Source organism: Escherichia sp. MOD1-EC5433 (genome assembly GCF_002966005.1).
In the GTDB taxonomy this organism is placed as follows: domain Bacteria; phylum Pseudomonadota; class Gammaproteobacteria; order Enterobacterales; family Enterobacteriaceae; genus Escherichia; species Escherichia ruysiae.
Genome location: NZ_PTRL01000001.1, coordinates 621844 through 639830, shown reverse-complemented (window position 1 = coordinate 639830; position 17987 = coordinate 621844). Strand labels below are relative to the sequence as shown.

Genomic DNA, 17987 nt, shown 5'->3' with positions numbered 1-17987 from the left:
ATCACGCCCGAGGGTGATGCTGTTGATGAAGTTGCCGCAGACGCTCAGTAGCGACATGCGTATAAATTTGAGTCGTCGAGAGATCGCTATGACCCAGCAACATCTGCACAACGCGTAAGTCCGCACCATGATTTAACAAATGGGTGGCAAAGGCGTGACGCAACACATGCGGCGACAGCTTTTCGCTGTCGATCCCCGCCAGCACGGCATAATGTTTAATGCGATGCCAGAAAGTTTGTCTCGTCATCTGCTGCGCACGCTGGCTGGGAAACAGTACATCAATTGACACACCGTTTAGCAACCACGGTCGCCCGTGTTCCAGATAGGTTTCCAGCCAGTAAACTGCCTCTTCACCTAACGGCACCAGGCGTTCTTTGTTGCCTTTACCAATTACCCGCACCACCCCCTGACGCAAGCTGATATCGCTCATCGTCAGCCCTACAAGTTCAGAGACACGCAATCCGGTAGCATACAGCACTTCGAGCATCGCTTTGTCGCGTAGCTCCAGAGGCTGATCAACCAGCGGCGCCTGCAATAACCTTTCGACTTGCGCTTCACTTAAATCTTTCGGTAGACGCTGGGGTAATTTTGGCGAAGCAAGATGCGCACTGGGATCGTCTTCACGAAACTTTTCGCGATAAAGATACTGGAACAATCGGCGCACCGCACTCAGCAAACGAGCGGAACTGGTGGCTTTATACCCGCCTTCCAGCCGTTCTGCCAGTAATGCCTGTAAGTCGCCGCTTTGCGCCGTTGCCAGCGTCAATCCACGATGATGCAACCACTCCACCATCATTGACAGATCGCGACGATATGCGTTCAACGTATTTTCTGCCAGATTTTTTTCCAACCACAGGGCATCAAGAAACTGCTCGATGCGTGCCAGATCCTGTTTCACTTGCGCCCCTTATCGTTACTCGTTTGATCCATTATGCCTTATTGTGCCGTGACTAAAGCGATTCTGATACACTAGCCGCAAAAGCCACAGCAGAATCGAGAAGCTTACGTTATGAATATGGGTCTTTTTTACGGTTCCAGCACCTGTTATACCGAGATGGCAGCGGAAAAAATCCGCGATATTATCGGCCCAGAACTGGTGACCTTACATAACCTCAAGGACGACTCCCCTAAATTAATGGAGCAGTACGATGTGCTCATCCTGGGAATCCCGACCTGGGATTTTGGTGAAATCCAGGAGGATTGGGAAGCCGTCTGGGATCAGCTCGACGACCTGAACCTTGAAGGTAAAATTGTTGCGCTGTATGGGCTAGGCGATCAACTGGGATATGGTGAGTGGTTCCTCGATGCACTCGGTATGCTGCATGACAAACTCTCGACCAAAGGCGTGAAGTTCGTCGGCTACTGGCCAACGGAAGGGTATGAGTTCACCAGTCCGAAACCGGTGATTGCTGACGGGCAACTGTTCGTAGGTCTGGCGCTGGATGAAACTAACCAGTATGACCTCAGCGACGAGCGTATTCAGAGCTGGTGCGAGCAAATCCTCAACGAAATGGCTGAGCATTACGCCTGAGATTACTGACGGCATAGCGCACTCGCTTTGCCGTCGCCATTATTTTTGCGTCTCCTGCTGTAACAAAATCCGCCGCAAATCTCGCCATTCGGCTTCATCCATGCTGTCTGCTGCCAGCCACAGATGCTGACGTTTGCCGCTATCAGAACGTAAACGCAACATCATGCCGCTTTTAATCATCCACGGCGCTTTAACGATGCTCCACTCCTGCCCCTGCCAGCGCAAACGCCCATCCATCAGCAGACGAATCTCGCCCTGACGAGCATTAATGCGCCGCTGGCTGCGAACGCAATCAAACACCACTAGCGAAAGCAACACCAACCATAACGGGGTGTAACTAAGCGGCCAGGGCATGAGTAAAATAACAGCGGCAACCAGCCCATGAATCAGCAAGGAAAGCCACTGCGCGCGCCAGGAGACGCGCAGTTCAGATTGCCACAGGACCACGTTCCCGGTTCCGTGTCTGGATGAGTCGGACCATCATTTCCAGTTCTGCATCGGCCGGTTTACCGTGATTCATCAGCCAGTTGAACAGATCGGGATCGTCACATTCCAGCAGACGAATAAAGATGCGTTTTTCGTCATCGCTTAAGCTGTCGTACTCATGTTCGAAAAACGGCATGATCGAAATATCAAGTTCGCGCATACCACGGCGGCATGCCCAATGAATGCGGGCTTTGTTGTTAATGTCCATCTTCTTCCTGTCTCACGAAAATCCAGTACCTGGCTATTGTAACGTGTTTTTCGACTTCTTTTGCGGGAATATCGGAAAACACAATCACAATCGCGAAATTAATCCACAACAATTCAATGGCTTCATTTTTTTGGAAGTCACCTCGCAAAGCCTGGTTGAAGGCACAGATCGCGTAGTGAAAGCACTTGCAATGCCCCATAGCTCTTTTACCATTAGTCATTAATTACGCCGTTTGTAAAACAGGACTCCATTATGGCTTTTACACCTTTTCCTCCCCGTCAGCCTACGGCTTCTGCCCGTTTACCGTTGACGCTGATGACGCTTGATGACTGGGCGCTGGCCACCATTACTGGCGCGGACAGCGAAAAATATATGCAGGGTCAGGTGACAGCAGATGTCAGCCAGATGACAGAAGATCAGCACCTGCTCGCCGCACATTGCGATGCTAAAGGTAAAATGTGGAGCAATTTGCGTCTGTTCCACGATGGCGACGGTTTCGCATGGATTGAACGGCGCAGCGTGCGCGAGTCGCAGCTTACTGAACTGAAAAAATATGCGGTATTTTCTAAAGTGACCATCGCGCCAGACGACGAGCGTGTGCTGCTTGGTGTTGCCGGTTTTCAGGCGCGCGCCGCGCTGGCCAATCTCTTTAGTGAACTGCCTTCGAAAGAAAAACAGGTAGTCAAAGAAGGCGCGACTACTCTGCTTTGGTTTGAACATCCGGCAGAACGTTTCCTGATCGTAACCGATGAAGCTACTGCCAATATGCTGACCGATAAACTGCGCGGTGAAGCGGAACTGAACAATAGCCAACAGTGGCTGGCATTAAACATTGAAGCGGGTTTCCCGGTGATTGATGCCGCCAACAGCGGGCAGTTTATCCCCCAGGCGACCAACCTCCAGGCGCTGGGCGGCATTAGCTTTAAAAAAGGCTGCTATACCGGACAAGAGATGGTGGCGCGAGCTAAATTCCGTGGTGCCAACAAACGCGCGCTCTGGTTGCTGGCAGGTAGCGCCAGCCGACTGCCGGAAGCAGGTGAAGACATCGAGCTGAAAATGGGCGAAAACTGGCGTCGTACCGGAACCGTGCTGGCGGCGGTCAAACTGGAAGATGGGCAGGTCGTGGTTCAGGTAGTCATGAATAACGACATGGAACCGGACAGCGTTTTCCGCGTTCGTGACGATGCGAATACATTGCATATCGAGCCGCTGCCGTATTCGCTGGAAGAGTAAATTTCTGTATCGCTTCGGGCATCTATTGCCTGATGCGACGCTGACGCGTCTTATCAGGCCTGGGATTTGGTGCCTTTATCACAACAGGGACGCAGCCCGTAGGCCGGATAAGGCGCTCGCGCCGCATCCGGCAGTTGCGCTCTGATGCCTGATGCGACGCTGGTGTATCTTTTCATTCCTACAAAGGCATACCAATTACGCCTGCCCAATATACAAATAAATCGCCAGGAAATGGCACACGCTGCCGCCGAGCACAAAGCCGTGCCAGATGGCGTGGTTGTAGGGAATGCGTTTGCAGACGTAGAAAATTACCCCGAGCGAGTAAACTACACCGCCTACGGCCAGTAAGGTAACGCTGCCCGCCGCGAGCTTAACTGCCATTTCATAAATCACCACCAACGACAGCCAGCCCATAGCCAGATAAGTCACCAGAGATAAGATTTTAAATCGGTGCGCGATGGTCAGTTTGAACAGAATCCCCAGCAATGCCAGGCTCCAGATAACAACCATCAACCCGCGCGCTAACGGAGAATCCAGCCCCACCAGCAAAAACGGCGTGTAGGTTCCGGCAATCAACAGATAAATGGCGCAGTGGTCAAATTTCTTCAGCCACATTTTTGCCCGTTGATGAGGAATGGCGTGATAAAGCGTCGAAGCGAGGAACAGCAGGATCATACTGCCACCATAGAGGCTATAACTGGTTATCGCCGTGGCGCTGGCATTGAGAGCCACCGCCTGAACCAGTAGCAATACCAACCCGACGATACCAAACACCAGTCCAATACCGTGACTGACGCTGTTGGCAATTTCCTCTGCCAGCGAATATCCCTGCTTAATGAGAGGCTTCTGAACCATAACTTACTCCGGAGAAACGTACACGCACGTGTATACCTCTCCAGCGTAACTGAGAATAGTTCCAGTGAACACCTGTTAGCTAAAATAAATTCTGATTTGAGACTAATCTCCGAAAAATCATGAAATTAAATGCGAAATTTCAACTAACAGGCGTGAGTTCAATTTAAAGACATTTAAATTCAATTAAATAAAACTGTGTCTGACCGGGATAGATATCGGCAATGACCTTTTTCAATTCAGCCAGGGTCATATTTTCCTGTTGCGCGTGTTTTTCTGTGAGAGTATCCAGCGTCACCGTTGAGGTTGCAGTGACTTCAATAGTGCAAAAATAGCCGTCATCTTCAAAGCGCCCGACACGAAGCACATCGCCAGCTTTAAAGTGCGATTCAGACTCGTCACGGATAGTGATGGTTTTACGCCCAGCCAGAATATCATCCTGGAATCGTTGAAAAAAAGTGATGTTGTTTGGCTGCATGGTACTATTTCCTGTAAGAATTGACTCATCTGGAGCCTATGATAGTGAAAAAACTCACCTTACCGAAAGATTTCTTATGGGGCGGCGCAGTTGCCGCTCATCAGGTCGAAGGCGGCTGGAACAAAGGCGGCAAAGGGCCGAGTATTTGTGACGTACTGACCGGCGGTGCACACGGCGTGCCGCGCGAAATCACCAAAGAAGTCTTGCCGGGCAAATACTATCCGAACCATGAAGCGGTAGATTTTTACGGTCACTACAAGGAAGACATCAAGCTCTTCGCAGAAATGGGCTTCAAATGTTTTCGTACTTCCATCGCCTGGACGCGCATTTTCCCCAAAGGCGATGAAGCTCAGCCAAACGAAGAAGGGCTGAAGTTTTACGACGATATGTTCGATGAACTGCTGAAATACAACATCGAACCGGTGATCACCCTCTCCCACTTTGAAATGCCGCTACATCTGGTGCAGCAATACGGTAGCTGGACCAACCGTAAAGTGGTTGATTTCTTTGTCCGTTTCGCGGAAGTGGTCTTTGAACGCTATAAGCACAAAGTCAAATACTGGATGACCTTCAACGAAATTAACAACCAGCGTAACTGGCGCGCGCCGCTGTTCGGTTACTGCTGCTCCGGCGTGGTTTATACCGAGCATGAAAATCCTGAAGAGACCATGTACCAGGTGCTGCATCACCAGTTTGTCGCCAGCGCCCTGGCGGTGAAAGCCGCGCGTCGCATTAACCCGGAGATGAAAGTCGGCTGTATGCTGGCGATGGTGCCGCTCTATCCCTACTCCTGTAACCCGGACGATGTGATGTTTGCCCAGGAGTCGATGCGCGAACGTTACGTCTTTACCGATGTCCAGCTACGCGGCTATTACCCTTCTTATGTGCTGAACGAGTGGGAACGTCGCGGATTTAACATCAAAATGGAAGACGGCGATCTGGATGTGCTGCGCGAAGGCACTTGCGCTTATCTTGGCTTCAGCTATTACATGACCAACGCGGTGAAGGCCGAAGGCGGCACCGGCGATGCGATTTCTGGTTTCGAAGGCAGCGTACCGAACCCGTATGTTAAAGCGTCTGACTGGGGCTGGCAGATTGATCCGGTGGGTCTGCGTTATGCGCTTTGCGAACTGTATGAGCGTTACCAGAAGCCGCTGTTTATTGTCGAAAACGGTTTTGGCGCTTACGACAAAGTGGAAGAAGATGGCAGCATCAACGACGACTACCGCATTGACTATCTGCGCGCCCATATTGAAGAGATGAAAAAAGCGGTAACTTACGATGGTGTGGATCTGATGGGCTACACGCCGTGGGGCTGCATCGACTGTGTATCGTTTACCACCGGGCAGTACAGCAAACGCTACGGCTTTATCTATGTGAATAAGCACGACGACGGTACTGGTGATATGTCGCGTTCACGTAAGAAGAGTTTCAACTGGTACAAAGAGGTGATTGCCAGCAACGGCGAGAAGCTTTGATTAGATGACATGACGGATGCGACGCCGATTGCGTTGCATCCGCCCAGACCACTTTCTCATCTTATTTTCCACCCGCCAAATCGATAAAACTTCCCGTGACATAAGAGGCTTTATCGCTTAACAGCCAGACAATGGCCTGCGCGACCTCTTCCGCCTGTCCGCCGCGCTGCATGGGGATGTTCGACTTAACGCGATCGACGCGTCCAGGTTCGCCACCGCTGGCGTGCATTTCGGTATAAATAAACCCTGGTCGCACGCCGTTAACGCGGATCCCCTGCGCGGCGACTTCCAGCGATAGTCCGGTGGTTAACGTATCAACCGCCCCTTTCGATGCCGCATAATCAACATATTCCCCCGGAGATCCCAGCCGTGAGGCTACCGAAGAAACATTGACGATAGCGCCGCCGCTACCGCCGTTTTTAAGCGCCATGCGTTTTACCGCCTCGCGGCAGCAGAGAAAATATCCCGTCACATTGGTGGAAAGCACCCGGTTGATTCGCTCTGCGGTAAGGTTTTCTACAGTGCACTGGGTAAACAAGATCCCGGCGTTATTGACCAGCGCAGCTAGCGGTTCATCGTGCTGGTCGATTGCTGTAAACATCGCGACAACCTGGTTTTCGTCGCTAATATCCGCAAGGAGCACAAATGCCTTGCCACCCGCTTTAGTTATTAAGTTCACCACTTCCTGCGCCGCATGAAGGTTTTGCTGATAATTAACCGCCACCGTATACCCTTCTTTTGCCAACAGCAGCGCAGTTGCCCGCCCGATGCCGCGACTGCCACCAGTCACAAGTGCTATAGCCATTTGTTTTTCCGAGAAAAATTAAGTCGTTGACGTATCTTTGAGATTGCTAACAAACTGGCTCAATCTTCAATGTTGGCACGCTTTTCCCCCTCACCCTAACCCTCTCCCCGAAGGGGCGAGGGGACTGTCTGAGCACTTTTGTACTTTGTCATCTGACTAAAAAGGCGCCGAAGCGCCTTTAGAAGATAGTCGAATCAGTAAATTACTGGTATTCGCTAATCGGTACGCAGGAGCAGTACAGGTTACGGTCGCCGTACACATCATCCAGACGTTTCACCGTCGGCCAGTATTTGTCTGCCACACCTGCCGGGAATACCGCAACTTCGCGGCTGTACGGATGCACCCACTCGGCAACCAGTTCGCTCTGAATGTGCGGCGCGTTCACCAGCGGGTTATCTTCCAGCGGCCAGACACCGGCTTTCACCTGGTCGATTTCTGCGCGGATAGCCAGCATCGCGTCGATAAAGCGATCCAGCTCTACTTTGCTTTCAGATTCAGTCGGTTCAACCATCAGCGTACCCGCCACCGGGAACGACATGGTCGGCGCGTGGAAACCGTAGTCGATCAGACGCTTGGCAATATCCAGCTCGCTGATGCCGGTTTCTTCTTTCAACGGACGAATATCGAGAATACATTCGTGCGCCACGCGACCGTCGCGACCGGTATACAGCACCGGGAAGGCATCCTGCAGGCGGCTGGCAATATAGTTGGCGTTAAGAATTGCCACCTGACTTGCTTTTTTCAGCCCTTCTGCGCCCATCATGCGGATGTACATCCAGCTGATTGGCAGGATGGATGCGCTACCGAACGGTGCCGCAGAAACCGCGCCCTGACGGGTTAACATGCCTTCGATTTGCACCACGCTATGACCCGGTACAAACGGCGCCAGATGCGCTTTCACGCCGATCGGTCCCATACCTGGACCGCCACCGCCGTGCGGAATGCAGAAAGTTTTATGCAGGTTAAGGTGCGAAACGTCCGCGCCAATAAAGCCCGGCGAGGTGATGCCAACCTGGGCGTTCATGTTCGCGCCATCAAGGTAAACCTGACCGCCGAACTGGTGTACAACTTCACACACTTCACGGATCGTTTCTTCATACACGCCGTGGGTGGAAGGATAGGTCACCATGATGCAGGAGAGGTTATCGCCCGCCTGTTCCGCTTTCGCGCGCAGATCAGTCAAATCGATATTGCCGTTTTTATCACACGCCACAACCACCACTTGCATCCCCGCCATATGCGCGGAAGCGGGGTTAGTGCCGTGAGCAGAAGCCGGGATCAGGCAGATATCGCGATGCCCTTCGTTGCGGCTTTCGTGATAATGACGAATCGCCAGCAGCCCCGCATATTCGCCCTGAGCGCCAGAGTTCGGCTGCATACAGACGGCGTCGTAACCGGTCAGTTTCACCAGCCAGTCAGCCAGTTGCGCGATCATCTGCTGATAACCTTCGGCCTGTTCCGGCGGGCAGAACGGGTGCAGTTCAGCAAATTCCGGCCAGGTGATTGGGATCATCTCAGCGGCGGCGTTCAGTTTCATGGTGCAGGAACCCAGCGGGATCATCGCCTGATTCAGCGCCAGATCTTTACGCTCCAGCGAGTGCATATAGCGCATCATTTCGGTTTCGCTGTGGTAGCGATTAAACACCGGATGGGTGAGGATTTCGTCGTCGCGCAGCATTGCAGGCTGAATAGAACGGCTGTCGTGAGCCACGTCTTTGTCCAGCGTGTCGATGTCCAGCCCATGATTATCGCCCAGCAGTACGCTGAAAAGCTGCATCACGTTTTCGCGCGTGGTGGTTTCATCAAGGGTGATCCCAACCGCGTTCAGAATATCGCTACGCAGGTTGATTTCAGCCGCTTCGGCACGCGTCAGTACGCCCGCTTTGTCTGCCACTTCCACACACAAGGTGTCGAAATAGTTCGCATGACGCAGTTTCAGACCTTTTTGTTGCAGGCCTGCCGCCAGGATATCGGTCAGACGGTGGATGCGGTTAGCGATACGTTTCAGGCCAACCGGGCCGTGATAAACGGCATACAGGCTGGCGATGTTTGCCAGCAGTACCTGGGAAGTACAAATGTTGGAGTTCGCTTTCTCACGACGAATATGTTGCTCGCGAGTCTGCATCGCCATGCGCAGCGCGGTGTTGCCAGCTGCATCTTTCGATACACCGATAATACGGCCCGGCATTGAGCGTTTGTATTCATCTTTCGCCGCAAAGAATGCCGCGTGTGGGCCACCGTAGCCCATCGGTACACCGAAGCGTTGCGCCGAACCAAAAACAATATCCGCGCCCTGTTTACCCGGCGCAGTTAACAGCACCAGCGCCATAATATCGGCGGCAACGCTGACCACGATTTTGCGTGATTTCAGTTCGCTGATAAGCGCAGTATAGTCGTGGATTTCACCGGTAGTGCCGACCTGCTGTAACAGCACGCCGAAGACGTCCTGATGATCGAGCACTTTTTGCGCGTCATCGACAATCACTTCAAAACCAAAGGTTTCGGCACGAGTACGGACCACATCCAGCGTTTGCGGATGCACATCGGAAGCCACGAAGAAGCGGTTGGCATTTTTCAGTTTGCTGACGCGTTTCGCCATCGCCATTGCTTCGGCGGCAGCGGTGGCTTCGTCAAGAAGAGAAGCCGATGCCATATCCAGCCCGGTTAAATCCAGCGTTACCTGCTGGAAGTTGAGCAGTGCTTCAAGGCGGCCCTGGGAGACTTCAGGTTGATACGGAGTATACGCGGTATACCAGCCCGGATTTTCCAGCATGTTACGCAGGATAACCGGCGGTAACTGCACGGCGGTGTACCCCATGCCGATGTAAGACGTGAAGCGTTTATTGCGACTGGCAATAGCCTTGAGTTCTGCCAGTGCGGCGTATTCGGTCGCCGGTGCGCCAACCTGCGGCGGAGTCGCAAGCTGAATATCTTTCGGCACAATCTGGCCGGTCAGCGCGTTTAATGATTGTGCACCAACGGCATTCAGCATTTCTTGCTGTTGCGCGGCATCCGGTCCGATATGGCGTTCAATAAAAGCGCCGCTATTTTCAAGCTGGCTTAACGTCTGTGTCATGAGCGATGGTTCCTGAAACGTGCAGTGAATTGTGAACCTCTCTCCTTGCGAAGAGAGTGAGGGTGAGGCGTAAATTTCCTCACCCTGATCCTCTCCCGCAGAAGAGGAATAAAGCCGTTACTCGTCTTCTAACAATGCTTCGTATGCGGTCGCATCCAGCAGTGATTCCAGTTCGCTTTCATCGCTGGCTTTGATTTTGAAAATCCAGCCGCCTGCATACGGTTCGCTGTTCACCAGTTCCGGAGAATCGCTCAGTGCGTCGTTTACCGCCACGATTTCACCGCTTACTGGCGCATAAATGTCTGACGCCGCTTTTACCGATTCGGCAACCGCGCAGTCATCGCCCGCGCTAACCGTCGCGCCCACTTCCGGCAGGTCAACAAACACCATATCGCCTAACAGCTCCTGGGCATGTTCGGTAATACCAACGGTGTAAGTGCCGTCGGCTTCTTTACGCAGCCATTCGTGTTCTTTGCTGTATTTCAGTTCTGCTGGTACGTTGCTCATCAATCAATCTCCAAAAAAGTAAATCACGCGACGGCTTTGCCGTTACGCACAAAAACAGGTTTAGTCACTTTTACCGGCATTTCACGGTTGCGAATTTGCACAATCGCCGTTTCGCCAATGCCTTCCGGCACACGCGCCAGTGCAATGCTGTAACCCAGCGTCGGGGAGAAAGTGCCGCTGGTGATAATGCCTTCATGCTGGTTGCCCTGCGCGTCGGTAAAACGTACCGGTAGTTCATTACGTAGCACGCCTTTTTCGATCATCACCAGACCAACCAGTTTTTCTGTGCCATGTTCACGCTGCGCTTCCAGAGCTTCACGACCGATAAAGTCACGATCTGCCGGTTCCCAGGAAATGGTCCAGCCCATGTTGGCGGCTAAAGGAGAAATGGTTTCGTCCATCTCCTGACCATAAAGATTCATGCCCGCTTCCAGACGCAGTGTGTCACGCGCGCCCAGGCCGCATGGCTTAACGCCCGCTTCCACCAGCGCGCGCCAGAAATCCGCCGCTTTTTCATTGGGCAGCGCAATTTCGTAGCCCGCTTCACCGGTATAACCAGTGGTGGCAATAAACAGATCGCCCGCCTGCACGCCAAAGAACGGTTTCATCCCTTCCACCGCCTGACGCTGGGCGTCATTAAACAGTGTGGCAGCTTTTGCCTGCGCATTCGGCCCTTGCACGGCAATCATGGAAAGGTCATCACGAACGGTAATTTCGATGCCGAAAGGTTCAGCGTGTTGGGTAATCCAGGAGAGGTCTTTTTCGCGGGTGGCGGAGTTAACAACGAGGCGGAAGAAATCTTCAGTAAAGTAGTAGACGATGAGATCATCTATCACACCGCCAGAGGCATTCAACATCCCCGAGTAAAGGGCTTTGCCGCTTTTGGTGAGCTTCGCCACATCGTTCGCCAGCAGATAACGCAGAAACTCCCGGGTGCGGCAGCCGCGAAGATCGACGATGGTCATATGTGACACATCAAACATTCCGGCATCGGTACGTACCGCATGATGTTCGTCGATTTGCGAACCGTAATGCAGCGGCATCATCCAGCCGTGGAAGTCCACCATGCGAGCGCCGCAAAGCGTGTGTTGTTCGTACAAAGGAGTCTGTTGTGCCATCTTGTCCTCATTGAATAAGCGGGGCTGACAACTTTTCATGGCGAAATTATCACCACGAAACCCAGCATCGGAGCCACTCCCGGTCCCCAACGCAATCGTTCTCTTTTCCCTGAACTTACCACCGAAACAGACGGTTAACCATAAGGTAAAATTGATCATCACATTAGCTTATGGTTAAAAAATACAAAAATCTCAACAGAATAAAAAACCAAAAATTTATTTTATTTTTATACAAATATGATGCTTTCAGGAAACAGATTTGGATAAACCAATATTAAGAACTGAAAATATGTCAAAAATCACTCAATGAAAAAATCGTAACATTAGAAAATATAATGCGAAATTGATGGTGAAATTAGTTTATTTCAAATGAGGAAAATCTCCCGGCGAAAAAACCGGGAGATGAAAGTGTGATGGGTATCAAATAAACAGTTGAGGAGAAATTTTTAACGCAGCCATTCAGGCAAATCGTTTAATCCCATTGCCTGGCGGATAAGTTGCGGCTTAACGCCAGGAAGCGTGTCGGCCAGTTTCAAACCAATATCACGCAGCAGTTTTTTCGCCGGATTGGTACCGGAAAACAGATCGCGGAATCCCTGCATACCAGCCAGCATCAGCGCAGCACTGTGCTTGCGGCTACGCTCATAGCGACGCAGGTAAATATACTGCCCGATGTCTTTACCCTGACGATGCAACCGTTTCAGTTCAGCAATCAACTCTGCGGCGTCCATAAAGCCGAGATTAACGCCCTGCCCCGCCAGCGGATGAATGGTATGCGCGGCGTCGCCCACCAGCGCCAGACGGTGCGCGGCAAACTGGCGCGCATAACGCCCCGTCAGTGGAAACACAAGGCGCTCACTCTCAACCTTGCATAAGCCCAGGCGATTATCAAAAGCGATATTTAACGCGCGATTAAATTCGTCTTCCCCTGCCTGCTGCATCCGCTGCGCTTCCTCTGGCGACAGTGACCAGACAATCGAGCAAAGATGCGGATCGCTAAGCGGTAAAAAGGCCAGAATGCCTTCGCCATGGAAAACCTGGCGCGCCACCGCATCATGCGGTTCTTCCGTGCGAATGGTCGCTACCAGCGCGTGATGCTGATAATCCCAGAAAGTCAGCGGGATATCGGCTTTGTTGCGCAACCAGGAATTAGCGCCGTCCGCACCAATCACCAGACGCGCCGTTAACATACTGCCGTCTTTCAGCGTCAGGAAGGTTTCGTTCTCTCCCCAGGCGACCTGCTGTAATTCTGCGGGAGCCAGCAGGGTGATATCTGACGACTGCTGCGCTTTGTTCCACAGCGCGTAGTGAACTACTGAATTTTCAACAATATGCCCAAGATGGCTATAGCCCATGCTTTGATCGTCAAACGAGATGTGACCAAAGCTGTCTTTGTCCCACACGTCCATGCCGTGATAGCAACTGGCTCGGCGAGAGAGAATGTCCTGCCAGACACCAAGACGGGTAAGTAATTTTTCGCTGGCGGCATTGATAGCCGAAACGCGCAGTTGTGGTGGTGCATCCGCCGCCAGAGGTTCCGGTACGCGCTGCTCCAGTACGGCGACGCGTAAGCCGCTACCCTGTAAGCCGCAGGCAACCGCCAGCCCCACCATGCCGCCGCCAACAATGGCTACATCAACACTTTGCATTGTTTATTCCTTAAAACCGCCTTCAACGCGCCACCCAACCGAGGGTGCGCTGCGCCAGCACATCGCGTGCCGGGGTGAATAATTCCATCGTCATCAGCCCGATGTTACGCCCAACAACCAGCGGCGCCCAACGGTTGGCAAAAAGATGTACAAGGCTGTCCGTGACACCGATAGTTGCTTCGCGATCGCTCTGCCGACGCTGCTGATAACGGCACAAAATGCCATAATCACCGATATCCTCTCCGCGTTCCTGCGCCTGAGTCAGGGTTTCGGCAAGGCTCATAACATCACGCATACCGAGGTTAAATCCTTGCCCGGCAATCGGGTGCAGGGTTTGCGCCGCATTGCCCACCAGCACGGTGCGATGGGTAATAGGTTTGGCGGCGCGGGTTAACGCCAGCGGATAAGCACTGCGTTTTCCGGCGTGGGTAATTTGCCCCAGCCGCCAGCCAAACGCAGCCTGGAGTTCACAGCAAAACTTCTCGTCGCTCCACGCCAGTACCTCTTCGCGCCGTTCCAGTGGATGACACCAGACCAGCGAACAACGTCCGTCAGACATCGGCAACATCGCCAACGGACCGTATTGCGTGAAACGTTCAAAAGCACGGCCTTCGTGCGCAACGGAGGTCGCAACGTTGGCAATTACCGCCAGTTGTTCGTAAGGCTCCTGCTGCCAGTCAACGCCGCAGGCGCTGGCTAATGCTGAATGGGTGCCGTCAGCGGCTACCAGCACGCGCCCCGTCAGCGTCCCGCCGCTCTCCAGCGTCACTTCAACGGTATCCTGTGTACGGGCAACGTTAGCAACGCGATCCGGGCAATGCAGCGTTACGCCTGGCGCTTTGCGCAACAGCGCAAACAGCCGTTGCCCGACATTATGCAACTCGACAACCTGCCCCAGCGCCGCCAGTTGGTAATCTTCTGCGGCGAGGGTGACGAATCCGGCATGACCGCGATCGCTGACATGCACGGTAGTGATGGCGGTTGCGCAATCAGCCAGAGATTGCCAGACGCCGATACGTGCCAGCTGCTGGCAGGTGCCCGCCGCCAGCGCAATAGCTCGTCCATCAAAGCCCGGATGTGCATGAGACTCTGGCGCGGTCGCTTCAATCAGATGTACCGGCAGCGCCCCATGACTTAAACGGGAAATAGCCAGCGCCAGCGTCGCGCCCGCCATGCCGCCACCGACGATGATTACGCTCATTGCTTTCTCGCAGCTGCCATCAACGCTTCGATTTCTTCCGGCTTTTTCACCACGCTGGCGGTGAGGTTTTCGTTGCCAGTTTCGGTAATCACAATATCGTCTTCAATACGAATGCCGATACCGCGATATTGTTCTGGCACATCTGCATCCGGCGCAATATACAGCCCTGGCTCTACGGTTAACACCATACCAGGTTCAAGAATGCGCGAGCGATCCTGGCCATAAACGCCAACGTCATGAACATCCAGACCTAACCAGTGGCTAAGGCCATGCATAAAGAAAGGACGATGTGCGTTCTGGGTGATCAGTTCATCGACTTCACCTTTCAGGATCCCCAGTTTTACCAGGCCGCTAATCATGATGCGCACCACTTCACCGGTGACTTCCTGAATGGAAGTTCCCGGACGATACAGGCGCAGGCTGGTTTCGAGAGACTCAAGCACAATGTCGTAGATTTCACGCTGAGCCTGGGTGAATTTGCCGTTGACCGGGAAGGTGCGGGTAATATCGCCAGCGTAACCTTTGTATTCACAACCCGCATCAATCAACACCAGATCGCCGTCACGCAGTTCACACTCGTTTTCGGTGTAGTGCAGAATGCAGCCGTTTTCACCGCTGCCGACAATAGTGTTATAGGAAGGATAGCGCGCGCCGTGGCGGTTAAATTCGTGGTGAATTTCGCCTTCCAGATGGTACTCGAACATCCCAGGACGGCATTTTTCCATCGCACGTGTGTGCGCCAGGGCGGTGATTTCCCCCGCGCGGCGAAGTACGGCAATCTCTTCTGCCGATTTGAACAGGCGCATTTCATGAACAATGGGACGCCAGTCGATCATCGTTGCCGGAGCGGTGAGATTTTGCCGTGAGCCTTTACGCAGTTTTTCCAACGCGCTGTTCACGATTTCATCAGCATAGGTATATTCGCCCTGAGCGTGGTAAACCACATCCAGACCGTTGAGCAGTTGATAAAGTTGCTGATTGATTTCGCTGAACGCCAGGGCGCGGTCAACGCCTAGTTTCTCTGGCGCGGCATCCTGACCTAAGCGACGGCCAAACCAGATCTCCGCCGTCAGGTCGCGAACGCGGTTAAACAGAACGCTATGGTTATGAGTGTCATCGCTTTTAATCAGCACCAGCACCGCTTCCGGTTCGTTAAAGCCGGTGAAGTACCAGAAGTCACTGTTTTGACGATACGGGTATTCGCTGTCGGCGCTACGGGTCACTTCCGGGGCGGCAAAAATCAGCGCGGCGCTGCCGGGTTGCATTTGCTCCACCAGAGCCTGACGGCGACGCTGAAATTCTTGCGGGGATATATCACTCATAACACTCTCCTTACGTTTTTTGTTTTTAGTGTAGAGTCGGTTTTTGTACTTCTGGCGCGGTCGGTTGCGGATGAGTAAAAGTGTCGTGGCATAACAGCGCGGCAACACGGACGTACTCGATGATCTCTTCAAGCGACATTTCCAGCTCTTCCTGATCTTCGTCTTCGTCATATCCCAGTTGCGCAATGTTACGCAGATCGTCGATGGCTTCACCGGTTTCGCCAGTCACTTTATCCAGCTTCGGCTGAGTCACACCAAGACCAAGCAGGAAGTGATTTACCCAGCCTGCCAGCGCATCAGCGCGATCGAAAACGCTGACATCATCGCCATCAGGCAGATAAAGCTGAAAAAGGAAGCCGTCATCCTGCAGGGCATCGCTGGTGGCTGAGTGCATTTTGCGCAATGCCTGTGCCAGCTCATGACCGAAAGCCATGCCTTCGTTCGTCAGGTCGTGAAGCAGCGGCAGCCATGAACTGTCATCATTGCCACCGCAAATCATCCCGCTGATTAAACCGTGCATCTCAGCAGGGGTCAGACCCGTCCCTTGTTGGTTCAGATACTGGTTCATTTCGTTGTAACCAGGCATTTCGTTCTGTATAGACATAAGCATTCGTCATCAAAGGGAGGAAGATTCATGATATGCTACCACTTTGGACCCTGGTGAACCAGAAAAGGGCTTGTCTCTTCTCATCAGGGTAGCTATAGTTCGCCCCTTCGCAGACCATGGGTCTGAAGACGAAGGAAGCGCAGTCAATCAGCAGGAAGGTGGCATGTCTGCACAACCCGTCGATATCCAAATTTTTGGCCGTTCACTGCGTGTGAACTGCCCGCCTGACCAAAGGGATGCGTTGAATCAGGCCGCAGACGATCTGAATCAGCGGTTGCAAGATCTGAAAGAACGCACTAGAGTCACAAATACTGAACAGTTGGTCTTCATTGCTGCATTGAATATCAGCTATGAGTTAGCGCAAGAAAAAGCGAAGACCCGTGACTACGCGGCAAGTATGGAACAACGTATTCGGATGCTGCAACAGACCATAGAACAAGCGTTACTTGAACAAGGTCGCATCACCGAAAAAACGAACCAAAACTTTGAATGACACTTTTCGGTTTACTGTGGTAGAGTAACCGTGAAGACAAAATTTCTCTGAGATGTTCGCAAGCGGGCCAGTCCCCTGAGCCGATATTTCATACCACAAGAATGTGGCGCTCCGTGGTTGGTGAGCATGCTCGGTTCGTCCGAGAAGCCTTAAAACTGCGACGGCACATTCACCTTGAACCAAGGGTTCAAGGGTTACAGCCTGCGGCGGCATCTCGGAGATTCCCTTCTTATCTGGCACCAGCCATGACGCAACTACCAGAACTCCCACAGACATTATCCCGACAAGAAATCCGTAAAATGATTCGGCAACGTCGTCGTGCGTTAACGCCGGAACAACAGAAAGAAATGGGTCAACAAGCCGCTACCCGGATGATGACTTATCCCCCGGTGGTGATGGCGCATACGGTCGCTGTATTCCTCTCTTTTGATGGCGAGCTCGACACCCAACCGCTCATAGAACAACTCTGGCGTGCCGGTAAGCGCGTGTATCTTCCAGTTTTGCATCCCTTTAGTGTCGGTAACTTACTATTCCTGAATTACCATCCGCAAAGTGAACTGATAGTGAACAGGTTAAAGATCCACGAGCCGAAACTGGACGTGCGCGATGTGCTTCCTCTTTCCCGGTTAGATGTGCTGGTCACACCGCTGGTCGCCTTTGATGAGTACGGTCAACGCCTGGGAATGGGCGGCGGTTTTTATGATCGGACATTGCAAAACTGGCAGCACTACAAAATGCAGCCAGTAGGTTATGCGCATGATTGTCAGTTAGTAGAAAAACTGCCGGTTGAAGAGTGGGATATCCCACTGCCTGCGGTGGTTACACCGTCGAAAGTCTGGGAGTGGTGAGGGCGATACTCCCGCATCGCCCTGATTGACATCGTTGATTCTTTAACCTAATTTAGTGAGTAAGGGTAAGGGAGGATTACTCCTCCCCTGAGACT

Annotated in this window: 19 protein-coding genes, 1 other RNA gene and 1 pseudogene; 7 read left to right on the top strand and 14 right to left on the bottom strand. The window is 52.7% G+C overall.

The features are described from left to right. Window position 1 precedes the first annotated feature (1 nt). Window positions 2-898 (bottom strand): site-specific tyrosine recombinase XerD, encoded by an 897-nt coding sequence (gene xerD, locus C3D30_RS03270; protein WP_000806649.1) that lies wholly within the window; start codon window positions 896-898, stop codon window positions 2-4. A gap of 111 nt (window positions 899-1009) precedes the next feature. Here xerD and fldB point away from each other — a divergent pair, with 111 nt between their 5' ends. Next, window positions 1010-1531 carry a flavodoxin FldB gene (gene fldB, locus C3D30_RS03265; protein WP_001055874.1) on the top strand — a complete coding sequence of 174 codons (522 nt, stop codon included), beginning with the start codon at window positions 1010-1012 and terminating at the stop codon, window positions 1529-1531. A gap of 39 nt (window positions 1532-1570) precedes the next feature. Here fldB and C3D30_RS03260 read toward each other — a convergent pair whose 3' ends face one another. Genes C3D30_RS03260 through C3D30_RS20270 form a run of 3 tightly spaced genes read right to left on the bottom strand, consistent with a single transcriptional unit; the run spans window position 1571 to window position 2445 of the window. Then, the gene (locus C3D30_RS03260) at window positions 1571-1978 is read right to left on the bottom strand and encodes a protein YgfX (RefSeq protein WP_000244787.1); all 408 of its coding nucleotides are present in this window, start codon (window positions 1976-1978) and stop codon (window positions 1571-1573) included. After that, window positions 1959-2225 carry an FAD assembly factor SdhE gene (gene sdhE / locus C3D30_RS03255; RefSeq protein WP_000354046.1) on the bottom strand — a complete coding sequence of 89 codons (267 nt, stop codon included), beginning with the start codon at window positions 2223-2225 and terminating at the stop codon, window positions 1959-1961. Before sdhE ends, C3D30_RS03260 begins: the two co-directional genes overlap by 20 nt. Further along, entirely contained in the window at window positions 2215-2445 is a 231-nt protein-coding gene (locus tag C3D30_RS20270) for a hypothetical protein (RefSeq protein ID WP_123058512.1), read from the bottom strand. Before C3D30_RS20270 ends, sdhE begins: the two co-directional genes overlap by 11 nt. Window positions 2446-2477: 32 nt before the next feature. On the opposite strand from C3D30_RS20270, the gene ygfZ reads away from it, so the two are divergent. Continuing rightward, a complete protein-coding gene (ygfZ, locus tag C3D30_RS03245) occupies window positions 2478-3458 on the top strand; it encodes a tRNA-modifying protein YgfZ (RefSeq protein ID WP_000886068.1) in 981 nt (326 codons plus the stop codon). Window positions 3459-3653: 195 nt separating this feature from the next. Here the strand turns inward: ygfZ and trhA are convergent, their stop codons facing one another. Then, window positions 3654-4313 (bottom strand): PAQR family membrane homeostasis protein TrhA, encoded by a 660-nt coding sequence (gene trhA, locus C3D30_RS03240; protein ID WP_000250265.1) that lies wholly within the window; start codon window positions 4311-4313, stop codon window positions 3654-3656. 163 nt (window positions 4314-4476) lie between these two features. Beyond that, complete coding sequence (gene yqfB, locus C3D30_RS03235) at window positions 4477-4788, bottom strand: N(4)-acetylcytidine aminohydrolase (protein WP_001183002.1); 312 nt, start codon at window positions 4786-4788, stop codon at window positions 4477-4479. Between the two features lie 44 nt (window positions 4789-4832). Between yqfB and bglA the strand changes: the two genes are divergently transcribed. Next, window positions 4833-6266, top strand: coding sequence for a 6-phospho-beta-glucosidase BglA (gene bglA / locus C3D30_RS03230; protein ID WP_016159668.1), 1434 nt, complete (start codon window positions 4833-4835; stop codon window positions 6264-6266). Between the two features lie 61 nt (window positions 6267-6327). On the opposite strand, the gene C3D30_RS03225 is transcribed toward bglA, so the two are convergent. The 4 genes from C3D30_RS03225 to gcvT form a co-directional block, all read right to left on the bottom strand. Beyond that, complete coding sequence (locus C3D30_RS03225) at window positions 6328-7071, bottom strand: SDR family oxidoreductase (protein WP_105286456.1); 744 nt, start codon at window positions 7069-7071, stop codon at window positions 6328-6330. Between the two features lie 202 nt (window positions 7072-7273). After that, complete coding sequence (gcvP, locus tag C3D30_RS03220; RefSeq protein ID WP_105286455.1) at window positions 7274-10147, bottom strand: aminomethyl-transferring glycine dehydrogenase; 2874 nt, start codon at window positions 10145-10147, stop codon at window positions 7274-7276. Window positions 10148-10264: 117 nt separating this feature from the next. Then, a complete protein-coding gene (gene gcvH, locus C3D30_RS03215; protein ID WP_001295377.1) occupies window positions 10265-10654 on the bottom strand; it encodes a glycine cleavage system protein GcvH in 390 nt (129 codons plus the stop codon). Window positions 10655-10677: 23 nt separating this feature from the next. After that, entirely contained in the window at window positions 10678-11772 is a 1095-nt protein-coding gene (gene gcvT, locus C3D30_RS03210; RefSeq protein ID WP_105286454.1) for a glycine cleavage system aminomethyltransferase GcvT, read from the bottom strand. A gap of 313 nt (window positions 11773-12085) precedes the next feature. On the opposite strand from gcvT, the pseudogene C3D30_RS20800 reads away from it, so the two are divergent. Then, window positions 12086-12145: pseudogene (locus C3D30_RS20800) on the top strand (hypothetical protein); the annotation flags it as partial. Window positions 12146-12218: 73 nt separating this feature from the next. Here the strand turns inward: C3D30_RS20800 and ubiI are convergent. The 4 genes from ubiI to ygfB are packed head-to-tail and all read right to left on the bottom strand — an operon-like array spanning window position 12219 to window position 16548. Further along, on the bottom strand, window positions 12219-13421 hold the full coding sequence (ubiI, locus tag C3D30_RS03205) for an FAD-dependent 2-octaprenylphenol hydroxylase (RefSeq protein ID WP_105286453.1): 1203 nt from the start codon (window positions 13419-13421) through the stop codon (window positions 12219-12221). Between the two features lie 22 nt (window positions 13422-13443). Next, window positions 13444-14622, bottom strand: coding sequence for a 2-octaprenyl-6-methoxyphenyl hydroxylase (gene ubiH / locus C3D30_RS03200; protein WP_000111178.1), 1179 nt, complete (start codon window positions 14620-14622; stop codon window positions 13444-13446). Continuing rightward, window positions 14619-15944 carry a Xaa-Pro aminopeptidase gene (pepP, locus tag C3D30_RS03195; protein ID WP_105286452.1) on the bottom strand — a complete coding sequence of 442 codons (1326 nt, stop codon included), beginning with the start codon at window positions 15942-15944 and terminating at the stop codon, window positions 14619-14621. Before pepP ends, ubiH begins: the two co-directional genes overlap by 4 nt. Before the next feature lie 25 nt (window positions 15945-15969). Continuing rightward, on the bottom strand, window positions 15970-16548 hold the full coding sequence (gene ygfB, locus C3D30_RS03190) for a UPF0149 family protein YgfB (protein WP_001295378.1): 579 nt from the start codon (window positions 16546-16548) through the stop codon (window positions 15970-15972). A 166-nt stretch (window positions 16549-16714) separates the two neighbouring features. Between ygfB and zapA the strand changes: the two genes are divergently transcribed. The 3 genes from zapA (at window position 16715) to C3D30_RS03170 (ending at window position 17892) form a co-directional block, all read left to right on the top strand. Next, the gene (gene zapA / locus C3D30_RS03180) at window positions 16715-17044 is read left to right on the top strand and encodes a cell division protein ZapA (protein ID WP_001276008.1); all 330 of its coding nucleotides are present in this window, start codon (window positions 16715-16717) and stop codon (window positions 17042-17044) included. A gap of 41 nt (window positions 17045-17085) precedes the next feature. Beyond that, a non-coding RNA gene (ssrS, locus tag C3D30_RS03175) (6S RNA) lies at window positions 17086-17269 on the top strand. A gap of 20 nt (window positions 17270-17289) precedes the next feature. Beyond that, the gene (locus C3D30_RS03170; protein ID WP_105285489.1) at window positions 17290-17892 is read left to right on the top strand and encodes a 5-formyltetrahydrofolate cyclo-ligase; all 603 of its coding nucleotides are present in this window, start codon (window positions 17290-17292) and stop codon (window positions 17890-17892) included. Window positions 17893-17987: the final 95 nt, after the last annotated feature.

Bases quoted from the DNA above. Each gene is read 5' to 3' on its own strand.
- yqfB (WP_001183002.1), bottom strand. From the start codon at position 4,788: ATGCAGCCAAACAACATCACTTTTTTTCAACGATTCCAGGATGATATT.
- gcvT (WP_105286454.1), bottom strand. From the start codon at position 11,772: ATGGCACAACAGACTCCTTTGTACGAACAACACACGCTTTGCGGCGCT.
- C3D30_RS20270 (WP_123058512.1), bottom strand. From the start codon at position 2,445: ATGACTAATGGTAAAAGAGCTATGGGGCATTGCAAGTGCTTTCACTAC.
- C3D30_RS03225 (WP_105286456.1), bottom strand. From the start codon at position 7,071: ATGGCTATAGCACTTGTGACTGGTGGCAGTCGCGGCATCGGGCGGGCA.
- ygfB (WP_001295378.1), bottom strand. From the start codon at position 16,548: ATGTCTATACAGAACGAAATGCCTGGTTACAACGAAATGAACCAGTAT.
- ubiH (WP_000111178.1), bottom strand. From the start codon at position 14,622: ATGAGCGTAATCATCGTCGGTGGCGGCATGGCGGGCGCGACGCTGGCG.
- zapA (WP_001276008.1), top strand. From the start codon at position 16,715: ATGTCTGCACAACCCGTCGATATCCAAATTTTTGGCCGTTCACTGCGT.
- gcvH (WP_001295377.1), bottom strand. From the start codon at position 10,654: ATGAGCAACGTACCAGCAGAACTGAAATACAGCAAAGAACACGAATGG.
- sdhE (WP_000354046.1), bottom strand. From the start codon at position 2,225: ATGGACATTAACAACAAAGCCCGCATTCATTGGGCATGCCGCCGTGGT.
- fldB (WP_001055874.1), top strand. From the start codon at position 1,010: ATGAATATGGGTCTTTTTTACGGTTCCAGCACCTGTTATACCGAGATG.
- trhA (WP_000250265.1), bottom strand. From the start codon at position 4,313: ATGGTTCAGAAGCCTCTCATTAAGCAGGGATATTCGCTGGCAGAGGAA.
- ubiI (WP_105286453.1), bottom strand. From the start codon at position 13,421: ATGCAAAGTGTTGATGTAGCCATTGTTGGCGGCGGCATGGTGGGGCTG.
- pepP (WP_105286452.1), bottom strand. From the start codon at position 15,944: ATGAGTGATATATCCCCGCAAGAATTTCAGCGTCGCCGTCAGGCTCTG.
- gcvP (WP_105286455.1), bottom strand. From the start codon at position 10,147: ATGACACAGACGTTAAGCCAGCTTGAAAATAGCGGCGCTTTTATTGAA.
- ygfZ (WP_000886068.1), top strand. From the start codon at position 2,478: ATGGCTTTTACACCTTTTCCTCCCCGTCAGCCTACGGCTTCTGCCCGT.
- C3D30_RS03170 (WP_105285489.1), top strand. From the start codon at position 17,290: ATGACGCAACTACCAGAACTCCCACAGACATTATCCCGACAAGAAATC.